The following is a 17,087-nucleotide window of genomic DNA, read 5'->3' as shown; positions in this document are numbered from 1 at the left end:
TTAATTGGTATGGGCGTATTGCCGCTGCAGTTTGAAGAGGGCACTACACGTAAAACGCTGAATATTGACGGCACTGAAACCTTTGATGTGAAAGGTACACCTGAGGCCGGGTCTAAGCTAACGCTGGTGATTCATCGTGCCAATGGTGACAGTGAAGAAGTGCCGGTACAGTGCCGCTTAGACACCAAAGAAGAAGTGTCAATTTATGAAGCCGGCGGTGTGCTGCAACGTTTTGCTCAGGACTTTTTAGAAGCAGAAGCAAGCTAAGGAGTTCTAATAATGAAGCAGAAACCACAAATTAAAATTCCCGCCACCTATATGCGTGGCGGGACTTCAAAAGGTGTATTCTTTAACCTAGCGGACTTACCTGAGGCCGCGCAGCAGCCAGGTAAGGTGCGCGATGCACTTCTGATGCGCGTGATTGGCAGCCCCGATCCTTACGCTAAGCATACTGATGGTATGGGCGGCGCGACATCAAGCACCAGTAAAACAGTCATCGTGTCGAAAAGCACGCAACCCAACCATGATGTTGATTACCTATTTGGTCAGGTATCGATTGATACCCCCTTTGTTGACTGGAGCGGCAACTGCGGTAATTTGTCGTCTGCGGTGGGGGCTTTTGCAATAACTCAAGGTCTCGTTGACGCCGATCGCGTGCCGGAAAACGGTATCGCTGAAGTCCGTATTTGGCAGGCAAACATTGGCAAAACTATTGTCAATAAGGTACCGATGCAAGACGGACAAGTACAAGAAATGGGTGACTTTGAGCTTGATGGTGTGACGTTCCCAGCGGCTGAAGTCGCGATCGAGTTTATGGATCCCTCCGCCGATGGTGAGCAGATGTTTCCCACCGGAAATCTTGTCGATACATTTGAGGTGCCTGGCGTCGGAACCTTAGAGGCTACCTTTATCAATGCGGGTATTCCTACCGTATTTCTGCGCGCCGAGGCGTTAGGCTACGAGGGAACTGAGTTGCAAGAAGCGATAAATGGTGACGCAGCAGCCTTGACGCGACTCGAGACGATTCGGGCTCATGCCGCGGTTCGCATGGGATTGATCGATCAGGTAGAAGAAGCCGTGCAGCGTCAACATACGCCGAAATTAGCCTTTGTAGCACCCGGTAAGACCTACACCGCCTCGAGCGGTAAAGTGATTGAGGCCGGTGATGTTGACTTGCTTGTCCGTGCTATGTCGATGGGTAAACTACATCACGCGATGATGGGAACGGCTGCGGTGGCAATTGGCACAGCCGCTTCTATTCCAGGTACATTAGTAAACCAAGCCGCCGGTGGCGGTGAGCGCACGATGGTCAACTTTGGTCATCCGTCGGGTACGTTGCAAGTCGGTGCTGAAACGCTCCTAAAAGATGGTGAATGGCGTGCTGTCAAAGCCATTATGAGTCGAAGTGCACGTGTGCTTATGGAAGGCTGGGTGAGAGTACCTGCAGAGGTGTTGGATTAATGACCCGCTAATTCATAACGATTGCTGAAAGCGTCCTTTGGGGCGCTTTTTTTATGGTTTTAACGGATGTAAATTGTCCGTTAGTGCATCGCTCACGATGCAGAATGCATGCTATCATTAACGGCTTTGGTGAAGGTGTTACGAGGAACAATATGGCAGGTAATGCGGCTCGTCTTAAAAAAATAATTATGATTAACGGTCACCTCCCGGGTATCGTGGAACTGGATTTAGAAGGGCACACCAATATTTGTGGTAGTAACGCGTCGGGGAAAACCACGTTACAACGTATGATCCCCGTGTTTTATGGCGAGCAACCCAATAAAGTGGTGCCTAAAACCCGCGACAACTTTGACAAGTTCTATCTGCCGTATAGTAATAGCTACATTATTTATTCATATCAGTCTGCGGCGCAACGCGACGTCCAAGTGGTGTTGACCAAACGTAACGATGGCGTTGATTACCGTTTTATCGATGCTGAATATTGCCCACAAGATTACCTCGACGAGCAAGGTGATAAAGTGATTGCGGTTGACTATCAGGAGTGGTTGAAGCGATTGCGCGCGAAAGGGCATCTTTTTAGCCATAAAATTAGTGCAACAAGCGAGTTTCGTACGCTGATTCAAAATGATGTACAAGCGTTGCAACATACCCAAAAAGATAGCGTAAAACTGCGTCAATTGGCGGCACGCTTTGCATTGGTGAAAGCGCCTCATAAATTACGTCATATCGAAAAACTGGTCAGTGCTGTGCATGCTAAAGAAGGCAAAATGGATACTTTACGTAGCATGTTAGCAGCGATTCTAGAAGAAGACGGACATGCTGTCCCCCACAGTTCGATTCGTGGTGAAAAGATCCGCAGATGGATTGAGCAAATGCGGCAAACGATGCGCTTGGATGAACTACAGGCCGCTTTCACCGAACTCTCAAGCGGTGCTCATCGCTATGGCGATGAGTTAGCAGAGCTTTGGGCTATTCAACCTTTATTGCTTGAGCATAGAGAGCAGTTAGCCGATCAAGAACGTGATTTAAAAGCAACGTTAAGAACGATAGAACAACGGATCAGTCAACGTACGGCCGATTATGAACAGCAACGTGACCAAGTTAATGAAACGCTAAGCGAACATAAGGCTGAGCTTAAGCAAGTAGAGCGGCAGTTAGATGAAGCTCAAAGTAAAGCCGATGCTTTTCGTGATGCGAATATTGAGGAGTGGGAACACAAAATTGAGCGTTTGCCAGCCTTGCGGGAGCAAGCTGATGAAGTTAAGCAACAGCGTATTGTGTTACTTGAGGCGCATCAGAGTGAACGCCAACAACTGGATAGCGAGAAGCTCAAGCTGACTGAGCGACAGCAGCGCCGTGATGGTAAGCATCAAGCCAAACTCGATGGGCTTGCTACTGAGCTTGCTGAACTGCACGCGAGCCACAGTGAGGCGTTGGCCGCGCTCCGTGAGCAACATCAACTGCGTCGCAATGAACAAACCGAACGTTGGCGCGATGAGCGCGAGGCGGTCAAACTCAAGTTGGCTGCGCTTCATTCTGAACAGAGTCATAATGCCAATGCGGAAGAGCAACAGCAATTGGATGCGATGGTTGAACGCGTCGCTGACGCGCAAGAGCAGCTGACGTTGCAGCGCGACCAACTGGAGCATGCGCGTGAGCAATTAAACTTAGCCCAACGCAACCGTTTACGCGTCAGCGAAGAACTTAATCGTGAGCGTGAGCAACTCGCTTCGGTCAAGATCGCAATTAAGCAAAAGAGCATTGAGCTTGAGCCCGAACCCGATAGTTTACGAGGCTTTTTACATAGCCAAGCACCGCAGTGGCATGAGACGATTGGTAAGGTCATTTCACCCGCGTTGTTAGAGCGAACTGATCTGAATCCCGTGCTTGGACAAGATAACACCAGTGTATTTGGCTTGCAGCTTGATCTTGCGGCGATTGAAGCGACCTATCACGATGACACAGAGGGTAGAGCTGAACTAGAACGGTTGCAAAAACAACAACAGTCACTGATTAAGTGCGTCGACGAAACCGAACAACAGTTAGCGCGTGAAACTGAACATGTCACTGATGCCGAGGCGCAGCTAAGAATGGTGCAGCAACAGCTTCACAAGCAGCAACGTGAATTAGAATATGCACTGGATGCGCAAGCTCGCTTAAAAGCAGCGATCAAACGACAAATCTCTGAACGGACTGAACAACTAAGTGCGCAGAAAGCGACACTTGAGGAACGCTTGGAGAGCCTTAATGAACATATTGAATTCAGTGCGCAAGAATTGATAGAACAGCAGCGTAGCGCTGAGATAGAGTTAAAAGCGGAGCAGCAAGACGCGGTTGCGCAATTACACGAATCTCAAGACTTTGAGCGGCAGCAGCAGGCTGAGGAACGTGCACAACTCAAAGATGACATTAAAGCATTGGAACGTGCATTCAGTGACAAGCTTGCCCAGCAGGGCGTTAATGAGCACGATATTAACCAGTTAAAGCAGCGAGAGGAACAGCTAAACGAAGCGATACAGCAAGCGCTTGAGCGCCAAGAACTAGTGCGAGAGTATCGCCACTTTAAAGAGTCAGTTTGGCAGTTGGCACGTCCACAATGGCAGCAGAGAGAGCAACAGCTGCAGTCTGAAATTCTCGCGCTTGAAGATAAAAAACGCTTGGCTAAAGATGCCTTTGAGCAAAGCAAGGCTCAAGATGTCGAGCAACGTCAGCGTACCCAATTAACGTTAGAGCAGTCCACTACGCTCTTACAGCGTTTGCGAGAGAGTGTAAACAAGCTCGAACACATACCGACTTTGACACCCGAGTTACAACAGAGCAGGCAAAAAGGGTCGCTAGAACACAGTGATAGTAGTGAACTTATAGGACGCTGCGACGACGTATATGAGCGCTTTTTGCATAGTGATAAAGTGCTGAATGAGCAGCTGCGTCAGTTTGATAATCAATTGCGCCGTGATGCCCAAACTGATTTCCTTAACTTCATGGAAGAAAGTCGAGAACGCATGAATGTAGGTGACGATATTGCTTCCAATTTAGCGCTGTACCAAGCCATGCTGAATTATCTTGAGGAACATCAGCAAGCGATATTGGCGACCGGTCATAATATTAGTAAAGATCTAGTCGACTTCTTTACTGTGTTCAACGATATCCATAAACGCGTGGCTCAATACAGTCGTCGTTTAACGGATGCGGTGGGTAATGAATTATCACTGTCTGGTATTGACCGCGCCGAAGTAAAAATCAGTTCAACCATCGATGCGTTAGGTTTTTGGGAACCTCTCAAGCAGTTTGTCGCAAGCTATGAGCGTTGGCAGGCGTCTGGCGAGCGACTTCCGCACGAGGATTACTTATTACAGCTTGGCATGGTTGCGGATATTTTACGCGCCGATCAAAAGTACAGCATCGAATCGTTGTTAAAGATCGAGCTGTTCTTAACCGAATCAGGTAACGAGCTCGTTATACGAAATGACCGTCAATTAGCAGAATCATCGAGTCACGGTATGGCTTATCTGATCTTGTGTAAATTCTTATTAGCCTTTACACGTTTGTTGCGCACGGATAGCGAGGCGATAACGCTCCATTGGCCGATTGACGAAATCGGTACCTTGGCCTATCACAACGTCGAGAAACTTTTTGATGCGTGTGATAGCAATCACATTCAAATTGTAGGCGCCTTTCCTAATCCTGAGTCTGATGTTTTGATGCTATTTAAGCATCGTTACTTAATTGAGGCACATCCAGATAAGGTTGGTAAAGGACAGTTGAAACGTATTCAACCAAAGGCTTCGGGGCTGTCTGAAAAATTGGCTCACCTCGTGCAACAGGAGTACAGCGCATGATGACATATGGCCCTATCATCGAAACGCTGCTGGCGGGCGAGTTTATCTGTACCCAACGTTTTCCGGAGTATCACCAGCAATTACAGGATGAGACATTACAAAACCAGATAAATGACTATTTACGGCCGCTGAACAGGACAGTGAGCCAGGCGGCGGACGGCAGTGTATTTTTCTTGAGCTATCAGCAGCTTGATAAGCAGGGGCGCGAGCATTTACGTCAACAGTTTACTCAGACTCTGGCTACATTGATGCCGTTACTAGAGTGGCTCACCTTGACACAAGAAGCACTCGGTCATGATAGTACATTGGTTCCGGGCGATACGGTAAAACTGCCAGAGTGGGTGATGGCCTGTGAGGATAATCCAAGCTTAAAGCAACGGCTAGCAAACTTAGCGCGTGATCGCTTTTTTAACTCGCAAGCTGAAACCGTCGATGCGCAAATCAAGCAAATCGCTAAGCGGTTGGTCGAGCATGGTTATTTAATGCAGCCTCATGGTGACAGACCCTACTTTATTGTAACTGGGAAAGTGGATTATTTGATTGATGTGATTCGCTTCATTCGTGACGAAGAAAATTTACCAGTTGACGAAAAACCAGAGCAAGAGGCTTTACTGTAAATGGCGGGAGAGCAAATAAATGTTTCTGATCAGCGAATCGAGCAAGGTGAAAAGCGACTTAATCTGATAGGTCGGCACGCAGCTATTTTAATGCAGGCGTACCAAACCGGTGTTTTAGATGAGCTCAGCGTTAATGAGGGTGTATTACGCAACCTTTTAAATGCACGTATCATTTATCAGCCCGAGAGCGGCCAAGGATATCGTTTACGAGCACCTGTTGCACAACTGATTGCTAATTTGGTTGTGGACGAGCGGCGGCGTTCCATTCAAGCGGACGTAGCGGATAAGCTTGAAGCGATTCGTGGTCAGGTGGATGCATTCAGAAAAGCGCAGCAGCGCAGCGATATCTATCTGGCAGAGTTGAAACTACAGGTGATTGAAGAGCGTGTACATGATTTGGTAGCTGAGTTTGATGAGGCGATTCACAGCTTATGGAATCGCCTGAATACCGATTTTGGTTTTGCCGCTAACCTTGACGAAAAGATGGCTGAAAATCAACGCGCGCAGAATCAAATTGAACGCTTGCTCGAAGGTCTATCAATGATTGACTACGACGAGTGTATTGCGCTCGCGGATGGTCATGTAAAGCTGCGGCATCTTTTAGTCGTTCAGTTACAGCGACGCACCAGCTTGCAGCGCGCCAGCATGCTAGAAATTCAACACCGTATGATTGAATTAATGAGTCGCTTTCGTGAGCAGCAGTCGCGCAGTTTATTGGTTGGTAATATGGCGCAGTTTCTTCGTCAGCATCCCGAACTCAAGATCAGTGATTATACCGAACAAAGTCAGGTACCGACGCTGTTTAATCAAGCTCGTGCTATTCGCGCAGCAGCGCATGTCGATGTCCACAATTCAGATGCTCAGCGTGAAACCTTAGCGGCTTTGCATGATGCATTACAGCAAACGCGGCATTTGCGTGGTGAACAAATACCTTTGAGTGAATCGGCGCAAGCGACCGAGCAGTTTGACGATGAGATACTCGAGACCCAGCAACGCCAATTAAAACAGGATGTTGATCAGTTCTTTATTAATGTTGCTCAAAGTCAGCAGGCGCAATCTGCGCTTAACTACCTTACCCAGCACGAACTGCAGTGGCACGGCGAGATCTGGTTGTTTCAAGTACTCAGTGAATATCAGACGCTTGCTCGCTCCGTACAAGCGCAGTTGCCGCTGCAACGTCACGAGCGTCCTGTAAGCACTACCAACAACGTGCAGATTATAGAAGACTTGGTGGTAACACCACCGAAACGTGTTGCATAGTTGCACGTTGGATTAGGGAAGCCAGATGTCTTGAAGTGGTGTGTCGAGACTGTAGCGATGTCGGATTTGTGCCTGTAGAAGTTCAGCACATGCTAGCGCATCTGTGAGGGCATCATGAGGGGCGTAAAAGGGCAGGTTATAGCGCTCGCGACTGTCCGCAAGACGGATGGATAAAGGTTGTTTGCCCATTAGTTTTGACCATAATGACCGCCGTTGACGATGAAAGCGGGCTTCAATGGCCATGGTATCGATGACAGGGAAGTGAATATGCTCATCAAATCGTGCATCCATCGCTTTTTGCAGAAAAGGGCGCTCAATGCCATTGTAATGTACGACCCAGACCTTGCCTGCAACTAACTCAAGCAGTTCAGGTAAAATATCTTCGATATCCGGTGCTGATTGAATATCAGAATGAGTTATGCCGTGAATCACGACCGATTCGTCGGTTAGGTCTTGTCGTGGTTTGACGACCCACTGCCGCGCTTGTGACATAAAAATACGCTGTGTTGTCATGGGGACGACAGCGATACTAACGATGCTGTTACGCTGGCAATCTAAGCCGGTAGTCTCGAAATCAACAGCGACCATCGGTGCGTCTTTAATCAAGGTCTCTTTATTAACCATGCCCTGTTCAAAATAGTGTTTAAACATCGGCGTTTTGACGTGCGCTGCCCAAGTGGCAAAGTCCGTCGACCAATCGCGCTCAGCGTCGGAGTTAATCACCTCACGCGGTTTTAAGTAAAACATGCCGGCTTAGCCTCCTGCATAGCGGTAACGTAAGTATTTCTGTGCATTGCTGAGAATTTGAAACGCATCCTTTAGATTTTTACGTTCAAAGTCTGAAAGTTGCTCTGGTGCGACATTATTATCGGGTGTGTCGCCTTCAGTTAGAGCAATGGCCTGATGTCGAATACGCACCATTGAGATTAATTCAAGGGCGTCACGTAAATCCGGTCCACGACCTTTGGGGAGTATGTTGGCCTCCATTATGTCCTCTAAGCGAGCGAACGAGTTACGTTGAGTCGAGCCGACCGCCAGCGCATGCACGCGAATCAGGTCAGCCACCGGTGCTGTGCCGCGGCGCTTCGTATTGATACTGTCGCGGTGCTTACCGTCCTTTTCCATCACGAAATCTTTGAAAAAGCCGAGCGGTGGTGTTCTACTCAACGCATTACGCGCCATAGATCCTAAGAAACGCTTATTGTTTTGTGCTTTTACACGAATTAATTCATTAAGCTGCTTGGCAAAACTAAACTCACCCCATACGCCGTCTAAATCAAAAAAGATAGAGGAGTGCAGTAAGCGCTCGGGAGAGGGGTTATCTATCCAATCAGTGAAATACTTTTTCCAAACTCGTAATGGTTGGCGCCACTGGTTATTAGTTGCCATAATACCGCCGGTGCAATACGTATAGCCGCATTCGTGCAAACCGTCCGAGACAAACTTAGCCAACGCTTTGAAATAGGCATCGTGTTCTTTAGGATTAAAATCGTCATGTAATACTAGCGCGTTATCTTGGTCAGTTACGATAGATTGCTCATCACGAGCCATTGAACCGAGCGCGAGAAAGCAGTAGGGAATAGGTGGTGGACCTAACTCGATTTCCGCTAACTCCAGAAGACGTTGCTTGAAGCTACGACCGATGGTCGCCATCGCCGAGCCTATCATTCGTGAATTAGCGTCTTCGTTGACTAAACGAACAAAGCTTGCTTCAACACTTTCTTTAAGTTGTGCCAACTCCTCAAAAGTATTTTGTTTAAAGATACTACTGACTACGTAAAGACTCGACTTCGATTCGTGACGCACGACGTCAGATAAGGCTACAACGCCAATTAAACGCTGTTTTTTTAAAACAGGTAAGTGATGCAGGTTGGTTCTTAGCATGGTTAGCATCGCTTCAAATATGCGTTGATTATGCTCGATATACACCAAGTTAGACGACATTACTTCACGCACGGGATCGTTGGGAGAACGTTCGACCGCAAGCACGCGCTTGCGTAAGTCCTTGTCAGTAATAATGCCGAGTACGTCATCTGGGTTATCACCACAAATGAGTAATGATGACACTTGTTCGTCAGTCATTTTTTGCGCTGCTTCGACGATCGGCGCATCTGACTCTATGATCACCGGTTGACGACTCAGTAATGTCTCGACTGTCTCAATAAACAAATCATTACGTTGTTCCCGTTCACGAACGGCTAAATTAACGCGTTGATGCTCCTCAACTTCGACTGCATCGGCAAAGGCATCATACTCATCGTAAAGTCGATTAAATAATGTGCCTGGCACGTAGTAAATAAGGCTGTCTTCTAATGCTTTGACCGGGTAACGGACGCGCCCCTTTCGTAATAGGCCTGCCTCACCAAAAAAGCCGCCAGCACTGAGACGATTAAACAGTTCGCCATTACGTTTATAGGTCTCTATTGCACCGCTACGTATGACGTGAAGATCGCTAATAGGTTGGTTGTACTCAAGTACCTGCTCTCCTTTTTGAAAATAACCGACTTCTATTTGCCGTGCGATGGTTTGTAGTTCTTCTTCTGGCAAAATGGTAAAGGGGGCGTACTGCTTAATGAAATTTAGAATTTCAACGTGTTCGGCTTCCATGACATCACCTCGGGTACAAAAAAAGCGGCGCTCAGTGCGCCGCCTTTGTTACAAGACAACCGCTGCGCGTTATCCGTTTTTACCGATTCGTGGTTCAGAACGCAAGCCCTGAACGACAGCAACACAGGCTACTAGTAAAACGATAGTGAACGGTAGACCGGCTGAAACGGCCATTGCTTGTAATGCAACAAGTCCGCCGCCTAGTATTAAGGCGATTGCAACCAGCCCCTCAAAAGTACACCAGAAAATACGCTGTGGTACAGGCGCTTCGACTTTACCACCCGCACTGATGGTGTCGATAACTAGCGAGCCAGAATCAGATGAAGTCACAAAGAATACAATCACCAAGATGATACCGATGAACGAGGTTACGGCAGCCCATGGTAACTCTTCGAGCATGACGAACAGTTTGAGTGACAAGTCAGCGTCAACCAAGTCTTGTGCGCCATTAATCACTTGTTCGATAGCAATGTTACCGAATACAGACATCCAAAATACACACGCAAGTGAAGGCACTAATAATACAGATACTAGGAATTCACGCACCGTACGACCACGTGATACACGTGCGATAAACATACCGACGAACGGTGACCATGCGATCCACCACGCCCAGTAGAACGAAGTCCAACCTTGGGTGAAGTTTAAGTCTTCACGTCCGACAGGATTCGAGAGGGCAGGTAGGTTGGCAACGTAGTTGACTAAGTTTTCACCGAAACCTGTAATAATCGCAAGCGTAGGTCCTACAATAATCACGAATAATAGCAGCAGAGCTGCCAACGTCATGTTAATTTGCGATAAGCGCTGTACGCCTGATTCTAAACCAGCCAACACTGATGTCAGTGCGATGGCAGTAATTCCCATTACTAGCAGCACTTCGGTGGTTTCACCTTTTGGTACATCGAACAAAAAGTTAAGACCCGCAGCTGCTTGCGATGCCCCCAAGCCCAATGATGTTGCAAGGCCGAATAGGGTCGCTAAGATGGCAATGGTGTCAATGATGTGACCAGGCCAACCCCAAACGCGCTCTTTCAAAATCGGATAGAAAATTGAACGAACAGTCAGCGGCAAACCTTTGTTAAATGAGAAGAGCGCCAAACCTAACGCGAGGATTGCGTAAATAGCCCATGGGTGAAGTGCCCAGTGGAAGATCGTCGCCGCCATGCCCAGTTCGCGTGCAGCAGCTTCGTTGCCACCTGCGGCTCCTAAAGGCGCCCAGTCAGTACGGACGCCATTTTCCATGGAGATGCCGCCGAGCGAAGATGAGAAGTGAGAGATTGGCTCAGACACGCCATAAAACATTAAGCCGATACCCATACCAGCAGCGAATAGCATCGAGAACCATCCGAGATAAGAGAAATCCGGCTTAGCTTCGGTTCCACCAATTCGAACTCGACCCAAAGGGGTAAAAATGAGTACCAACGCAACAATTACAAAAATATTAGCTGCGCTTAAGAAAAACCAATCGAGGTTTGAGGTGAGCCAACCACGAATACCGCTAAAAAGCGGCTCTGCTTGTTCTTGAAAGATTAGGGCAAACAGAACAAATGCGACAATCGCAAGGCCTGAAACAGCAAAGACCCGATTATGGAAATCTAATCCAAACGGGCCTAAGTTCATCACGACGTTGTCTTGTCCAACTTTGTAATCGGTATTGATGGGATTAACTTCCCCATCAGGGATCATCGGATCCTTTTCCGCCTTACTTTCGTCTATATCCTTGTTCTCGCTCATGGACATCCCCTTTATTTGTTGTGATTAGTGAGTACATTCTGCAAATTTACACTTATTTTACCGAAGTTTAGAGTAAACAGTTCACCCACGCGAGTAAAAACCCTTGTTTTTATAGCAAATGACAGAGGGTTCGAAGTCGTCGTCGGCTATTTTACCGTACCGACTGTGTATAGCCAGCGTTCACCTAGCTTAACAAACTGACTCTGTTCTTCCATCCATGTAAGTTCACCTTGCGCGTTATAAAATGCACGAAAGTGAACGAAACCTTCATTTTCTGAATGATGATGAGACACAACTTGTAGACGGATGAACTCGGGTAGTCCTTCAAGAGATAAATCAGCAGGGCAGTAATCTCGATGCCACGTTTTACGGATATAAGGTAAGTCGCCAATGACATAAGCGGTGTATCTTGAGCGCATCAATTGCTCAGGCGTGTGGGCTTGCTGTTGATTGTTGATTAGCGGCTGGCAGCAGACGCTAAATGGCTTTCCGCTGCCACAAGGACAGGTATTGTGCGGTTCCATTGGACATACTCTTAACTGAAAAGTCTAAAGTATGCCATTTTGTTCATCTGAACCCTAATCAAAACCAAAAGCGAATGTTGAGAAGATAACTGTCTTGTTGGTATTCGGTTTCGGATGCTGTGTCGCGTTGATAGCTTAAGCCCATTGCGGTACGCGGGTTAAACATGTAAAAAGCGCCTAATTCCGTGCGCCAATAGCTGATTTCTCGGGTAAGGTGGCTATATCGCGCTGACGCATAAAACGTTAGTTGTGTTTGGGTTTGGTGTTCGATACCGAGTTTAATACCGGGGCCGATTTCCTGGTCCTCTACACGCGCTTTTCCGCTGTCTGTTTCCATCGTTAGTCGTTGTAGTAATAGCTCAGAGAATAGGCGAGTCTTAGCGTTGAGAAAATGATGAGTTCCGATACTTGCGGTGAGCTCATCGGTTAACAGATCAACATCGTTGTAGCGGGTCTCGGAAAACCGCCCCGAGAGTCCGACGTACCAATCATTTTGCCATTGCAGTCGTAACTCCGCCAGGGCTCCACCACCGTCAAAGGCATTTTGCTTGGAGCCTCCATCCATATCTACTTCAGTGCTTATGCCACTCAACGTTAATTGGTTCAATGACTGAGCTGGCAGCGTATATGAGCTTTGCGCAAGACTAGGAAATGAAACAGATGCAAGTAATGCTAACGGTGCTATAGAAAATCGAACTTTCATATTTTCCTCTCTGAAAAAAATTTTCGCAGAGGAGATTAGCTTGAGACTCTTTAGCTCACTATCAGTGAAATTACTTAACCGTTGTACGAATTGCCAGACAACCAGTGGGTTTAGTTAATCGATATGCGCTAATCTGACGTATAACAATTGGGTTTAACAGGTTAAATTCTGGAGTGTTTAGTAGTGAGTCAGCAACTTTCAAATATGAGCCGAGTTATCATTTTTTATGATGGCGGTTGCCCGTTATGTGTTAAGGAAATGAAGCATTTAAACAAGCTGGATAAAAGTAACCGTTTGGTGTTTGAAAACATCAATGCTGAAGACTTTAACCTACGCTATCCGCACATTGACCCGGTTGCCGCTAACCGCTATTTGCATGGTGTCGATAGCAATGGAAACGAAATTTATGGGCTTGATGTGACGTACGCCGCTTGGCAGGCAGTCGGTAAAGGCGCTTATATTGCGCCTCTCAGGTGGCCGATTATTCGCTGGCTAGCAGATAGCGTTTATTTGCTGTTCGCGAAGCACCGAAACCGTATATCGCGCTGGTTAACGGGTCAAGAGCGTTGCGAACAGTGTAATCTTTGAGTGCGACTCGATTTACAGCCAACGGGGTGTAGTCGACTTGTAGCGAAGATACACCTCTCCATGGCTCTTTTCGAGTGCGGTTTCCTCGTGTTGCACCTGCAACACGAGCATGGATATACCGGTGACCAGACACAGCAGCGTAAACACTGATGGGAACGCCAAGAATAAGCCTAGCTGGCCTAAAAGTATGCCCTTAAATATCGGGTTGCGCGTGCGCTTGAATGGACCCTCCACCAATAGTGGATGCTTGGTGTTATCATCAATTCCTGAGCGCCATTGAGCCTGCATATAAGCATGACTAAAACTAACGAAAAACAACGATAACAACATCAAAGTGACGCCGAGGTACACCACAACGGGCTGATAAAATACGTCGAATACACCTAAATAACCGTCAATATCCCAACCCACACGAGCGATACAAAGCAGTAATATGAGCGTACGAAATACGTTAAAAGTTTGTCGAATCCACCACTGCGCTGTCATAGGTTGCCCAGCATGAACTTGTTTTTGTTGAGTTCGCACTTTCCGACCTAAAGCGACACTGCTGTAATGAATGGCAATGATTGTAAAGTAAATAGCAAGAAAATACTGACTCAATGTGTCAAAGTTGAACACATGAAACTCCTATATTTTCGAATGAATATGCCATCTATTCTACTATAATTTTAAACAAATAAAACCCTAGTGAGTGCGCGCTCAAAAAAAGCCATGTTTGCCTTTTCGAGAGCGTCGTGCGAGCCTTAACGATTATTTTTGAATGTTTCAAATAATACTGGAGTTCAGAATGACACGAGGCATTGGCTACCAAACGCAAACGGAGGCATTAGCCCAGTTGGTTAATATGGCTGACGAGGCGCAGCCGATTGGCATTGAAGAGTACAATCACCGTATTGAGCGTGCTCAGATACTCATGAAAGCGCAGGGTATTGATGCCATTTACCTCAATGCGGGTACCAATCTTGAGTACTTTACTGGATTGCGGTGGTATCCGAGTGAACGGTTAGTAGGTGCCATTATTCCCGTCGAAGGTTCGCCGCGGCTCATAGCCCCAGCGTTCGAATTAGGTTCTTTAAAGCAAGCGATGCAAGTGCCACTCGAACCGCTATTATGGGAAGAGCATGAATCACCCATTGAGCTGATGGCAAGCACGTTAAAGGACACGTTCGGCACTCAATTAAGACTGGGAATTGACGAATCGACGGCATACAGTTTCGTTGCTCGACTCGAGACGTTCGTGCCTGCACAGCAATTATGTGATGCTAAAACGGTCATTGCTGAGTGTCGAATGCACAAATCAGATGCTGAACTTGCACTCATTCAAACAGCGATGGATATGACGATTGCCGTTCATCGTGCAACAGCATCAATGCTCAAGGAGGGGATCAGTGCCACCGAAGTACGCTCGTTTATTGATGAAGCGCATCGTCGTGTCGGCGCACCGGGTTCTTTTTTCTGTATCGTCTTATTTGGTCAAGCAACCAGTTACCCGCACGGAGTACAGCACGAGCAATACTTGAAAGCCAACGATTGGGTGCTGATCGATACGGGCTGCAAGCTGCACGGCTATCACTCTGATATCACACGTACCTATGCTTTTGGTGAAGCGACGTCTGAACAACGTGAGTTCTGGCAGTATGAGCGCCAATTGCAACACGTTGCTTTTGACGCGGCACGTTTAGGTCAGCCATGCTCTAGCGTGGATGATGCAGTGCGACATGAACTCGCCCGCTTATCGCTTAAACCTGATTACCAGCTACCGGGCGTGCCTCATCGAACGGGACATGGCATTGGCATGGATTTGCATGAGTGGCCTTATTTAGTGGGAGGCGATGATACCCCGTTGGCACAGGGAATGTGCTTTAGCAACGAGCCTATGTTGATTCAGCCGGAACAGTTTGGCGTTCGTTTAGAGGATCATTTCTATATGACTGACGAAGGACCGAAATGGTTTACCGAACCGTCTCGGTCGCTGGATGATCCGCTCAATCTAGGGTGATCATTTTACGGGGGTCAACAACAACTGTTGACCCAGCTGAGTAACCGGACGTGCTTGGTTACTCAGTAACACGACGCCACGATGACCATCTAATGTAAATCCAACATAACTGGTAAACCCAGCTGTTTGACCGTTATGCCAAGCCCATCGTTGTTGACCTTTGTTTTGAATTAGCCAACCCAGTGCCTGTTGAGTCTGTGTGCTCAGTGACTCGCGCGGCTCTAAAACCGTTTCTACCGTGTCTTTTTGTGATTCGGGTGGTTGCATCATGAGCTTTATGTAAGAAACCATATCATCAACAGTGGATACCACAGCGCCTGCGCCCGCCATCGCGTCAAAATACCAATGAGATGTTGTATCGCCATCGAAACGATGACCTTGAGCGAGGGCGTTAATATGTGCTTTAACGTGATCCTCATTCTCCAAGGCGAGGTAACTGTGATTCATGTTTAATGGTTTAAACAATGATTGAGTGAGCAGTGTATCGAGTGATTGATGGTGAAAAGCGACCAGCGTTTCGGCAAGCACGGAATAGCCAAAGTTTGAATATTGATAACCCTTGGGTGATGATAATTCAGTGTTGCGCAGTGCATCGGATAGTTGATTAAGATGATAGTCGGCATAAGGATTAGTGTCGTCCGTTACATCAAGATTGGCAGGTAGCCGCGGTAAACCCGAGAAATGAGTTGCCAGAGAAACTAAAGAAATATCACCGATGGGCTTTGGCAACTTATCCCAAACCTCCGCTAGTTGCGTGTCTTGGGCTAGCGATTCGTTGGCTAGATCTTCGGCTAGTAAAAATGCCACCATGGTCTTGGTTACCGAGCCAATTTCAAATTGGGCATCCTTAGGTACGTGATGAGTAAAGCGTTCTACCTGCCACTGACCGTTACTGTACGTAATTACCGCGCCATCGACGTTATAGTCGGCAGGGTTTACTTGCTGTGTGCTGGACGTCTGTTCTGTCGCTTTTATACACAAGGTAAGCGGTAATTTTCCGCCTTGAGAAAACTGGCCTTTATAACACTGCGATGATTCACTCTCAGTCAGGATGCCCGAATAAGATGCACCAATCATGCTGGCTTGAAATGTAAGTTGCGTGTCATCAATGTTCACCTGATCAACCGGAATACCAAAGGACTCCTGCGCAGGGCTGTCGAGCGTCGCTAGATAGCCATTCGCTAAAACAGCGATATTCAGCTGCAGGGGCAGTGATGTATTGGCATTAATATCCAATGTGCCTTTATAAGTGCCCTCAAAGCGCATCCGTTGCTCATCATTACTGGCTAACCTAGAGAGCTCAATCGGCATTGCTTGACCCTGTTTCCATTCACCGCTCAGTTTTTGGTTATTCAGTTGACCAGAAAATTGCGCATCGAGCTCGTCAGATTGGATTGTTAGTTGATTATTTTTGATAGCGGCTGAGCTGGCTGGAAAGTCATGCATGCCTTGATTTGGGCTGTCAATGAGGACGTTTACTTCACCATCTTCATTATGACTGATATCAAAACCGAGTACGATAGAAACCCCTTGACCCAGATTGAGCTGACCGCGCCAAGTACCCGAGAAATCACTCGCTGATGCCATTGGGATAACTACGAAGAGTAAACAGAGTAAAAGTTGTTTCATGAGACGAACGGGTTAATAAAAATGATGAGTATTTTATCGTTTAATTTGGTGAATAAATCAACGGAATAGCCAATATTATTTTATTTTCAATCGAAAAATTCTGTTAGGACGACCGTTTTAATAACT

General features: G+C 47.1%; 13 protein-coding genes and 1 pseudogene. 7 read left to right on the top strand and 7 right to left on the bottom strand.

Going from position 1 to position 17,087, the window contains the following annotated elements:
- From B2X00_RS03420 to B2X00_RS03400, 5 genes and pseudogenes are all read left to right on the top strand, one after another.
- Positions 1-267: pseudogene (locus B2X00_RS03420) on the top strand (Fe/S-dependent 2-methylisocitrate dehydratase AcnD); the annotation flags it as partial.
- A gap of 12 nt (positions 268-279) precedes the next feature.
- The gene (prpF, locus tag B2X00_RS03415; protein WP_290486130.1) at positions 280-1,461 is read left to right on the top strand and encodes a 2-methylaconitate cis-trans isomerase PrpF; all 1,182 of its coding nucleotides are present in this window, start codon (positions 280-282) and stop codon (positions 1,459-1,461) included.
- Positions 1,462-1,613: 152 nt separating this feature from the next.
- Complete coding sequence (locus B2X00_RS03410) at positions 1,614-5,300, top strand: ATP-binding protein (protein ID WP_290486129.1); 3,687 nt, start codon at positions 1,614-1,616, stop codon at positions 5,298-5,300.
- Entirely contained in the window at positions 5,297-5,917 is a 621-nt protein-coding gene (locus tag B2X00_RS03405; protein WP_290486128.1) for a condensin complex protein MksE, read from the top strand. Before B2X00_RS03410 ends, B2X00_RS03405 begins: the two co-directional genes overlap by 4 nt.
- Positions 5,918-7,177, top strand: coding sequence for a hypothetical protein (locus tag B2X00_RS03400; RefSeq protein WP_290486127.1), 1,260 nt, complete (start codon positions 5,918-5,920; stop codon positions 7,175-7,177).
- 12 nt (positions 7,178-7,189) lie between these two features.
- Here the strand turns inward: B2X00_RS03400 and B2X00_RS03395 are convergent, their stop codons facing one another.
- The 5 genes from B2X00_RS03395 to B2X00_RS03375 all read right to left on the bottom strand — a co-directional run bounded on the left by B2X00_RS03395 (position 7,190) and on the right by B2X00_RS03375 (position 12,745).
- Complete coding sequence (locus B2X00_RS03395; protein WP_290486126.1) at positions 7,190-7,924, bottom strand: 3'-5' exonuclease; 735 nt, start codon at positions 7,922-7,924, stop codon at positions 7,190-7,192.
- A 6-nt stretch (positions 7,925-7,930) separates the two neighbouring features.
- Positions 7,931-9,784 carry a DUF294 nucleotidyltransferase-like domain-containing protein gene (locus tag B2X00_RS03390; protein ID WP_290486125.1) on the bottom strand — a complete coding sequence of 618 codons (1,854 nt, stop codon included), beginning with the start codon at positions 9,782-9,784 and terminating at the stop codon, positions 7,931-7,933.
- Positions 9,785-9,853: 69 nt separating this feature from the next.
- Positions 9,854-11,518, bottom strand: coding sequence for a BCCT family transporter (locus tag B2X00_RS03385; protein WP_290486124.1), 1,665 nt, complete (start codon positions 11,516-11,518; stop codon positions 9,854-9,856).
- 146 nt (positions 11,519-11,664) lie between these two features.
- Positions 11,665-12,042 carry a YchJ family protein gene (locus B2X00_RS03380; RefSeq protein ID WP_290486123.1) on the bottom strand — a complete coding sequence of 126 codons (378 nt, stop codon included), beginning with the start codon at positions 12,040-12,042 and terminating at the stop codon, positions 11,665-11,667.
- A 58-nt stretch (positions 12,043-12,100) separates the two neighbouring features.
- Positions 12,101-12,745: a hypothetical protein gene (locus tag B2X00_RS03375; protein ID WP_290486122.1), complete on the bottom strand. Its 645-nt coding sequence runs from the start codon at positions 12,743-12,745 to the stop codon at positions 12,101-12,103.
- A gap of 204 nt (positions 12,746-12,949) precedes the next feature.
- Here B2X00_RS03375 and B2X00_RS03370 point away from each other — a divergent pair, with 204 nt between their 5' ends.
- Positions 12,950-13,333 (top strand): thiol-disulfide oxidoreductase DCC family protein, encoded by a 384-nt coding sequence (locus tag B2X00_RS03370; protein ID WP_290486131.1) that lies wholly within the window; start codon positions 12,950-12,952, stop codon positions 13,331-13,333.
- A 12-nt stretch (positions 13,334-13,345) separates the two neighbouring features.
- On the opposite strand, the gene B2X00_RS03365 is transcribed toward B2X00_RS03370, so the two are convergent.
- Entirely contained in the window at positions 13,346-13,951 is a 606-nt protein-coding gene (locus B2X00_RS03365; RefSeq protein WP_290486121.1) for a methyltransferase family protein, read from the bottom strand.
- A gap of 169 nt (positions 13,952-14,120) precedes the next feature.
- Between B2X00_RS03365 and B2X00_RS03360 the strand changes: the two genes are divergently transcribed.
- Positions 14,121-15,332: a M24 family metallopeptidase gene (locus B2X00_RS03360; RefSeq protein ID WP_290486120.1), complete on the top strand. Its 1,212-nt coding sequence runs from the start codon at positions 14,121-14,123 to the stop codon at positions 15,330-15,332.
- On the opposite strand, the gene B2X00_RS03355 is transcribed toward B2X00_RS03360, so the two are convergent.
- Positions 15,333-16,961 carry a serine hydrolase domain-containing protein gene (locus B2X00_RS03355; protein ID WP_290486119.1) on the bottom strand — a complete coding sequence of 543 codons (1,629 nt, stop codon included), beginning with the start codon at positions 16,959-16,961 and terminating at the stop codon, positions 15,333-15,335.
- Positions 16,962-17,087 lie beyond the last annotated feature (126 nt).

The organism is Idiomarina sp. UBA3162 (genome assembly GCF_002364475.1).
Taxonomy (GTDB): domain Bacteria; phylum Pseudomonadota; class Gammaproteobacteria; order Enterobacterales; family Alteromonadaceae; genus Idiomarina.
This window is presented reverse-complemented; position numbering and strand designations above follow the sequence as displayed.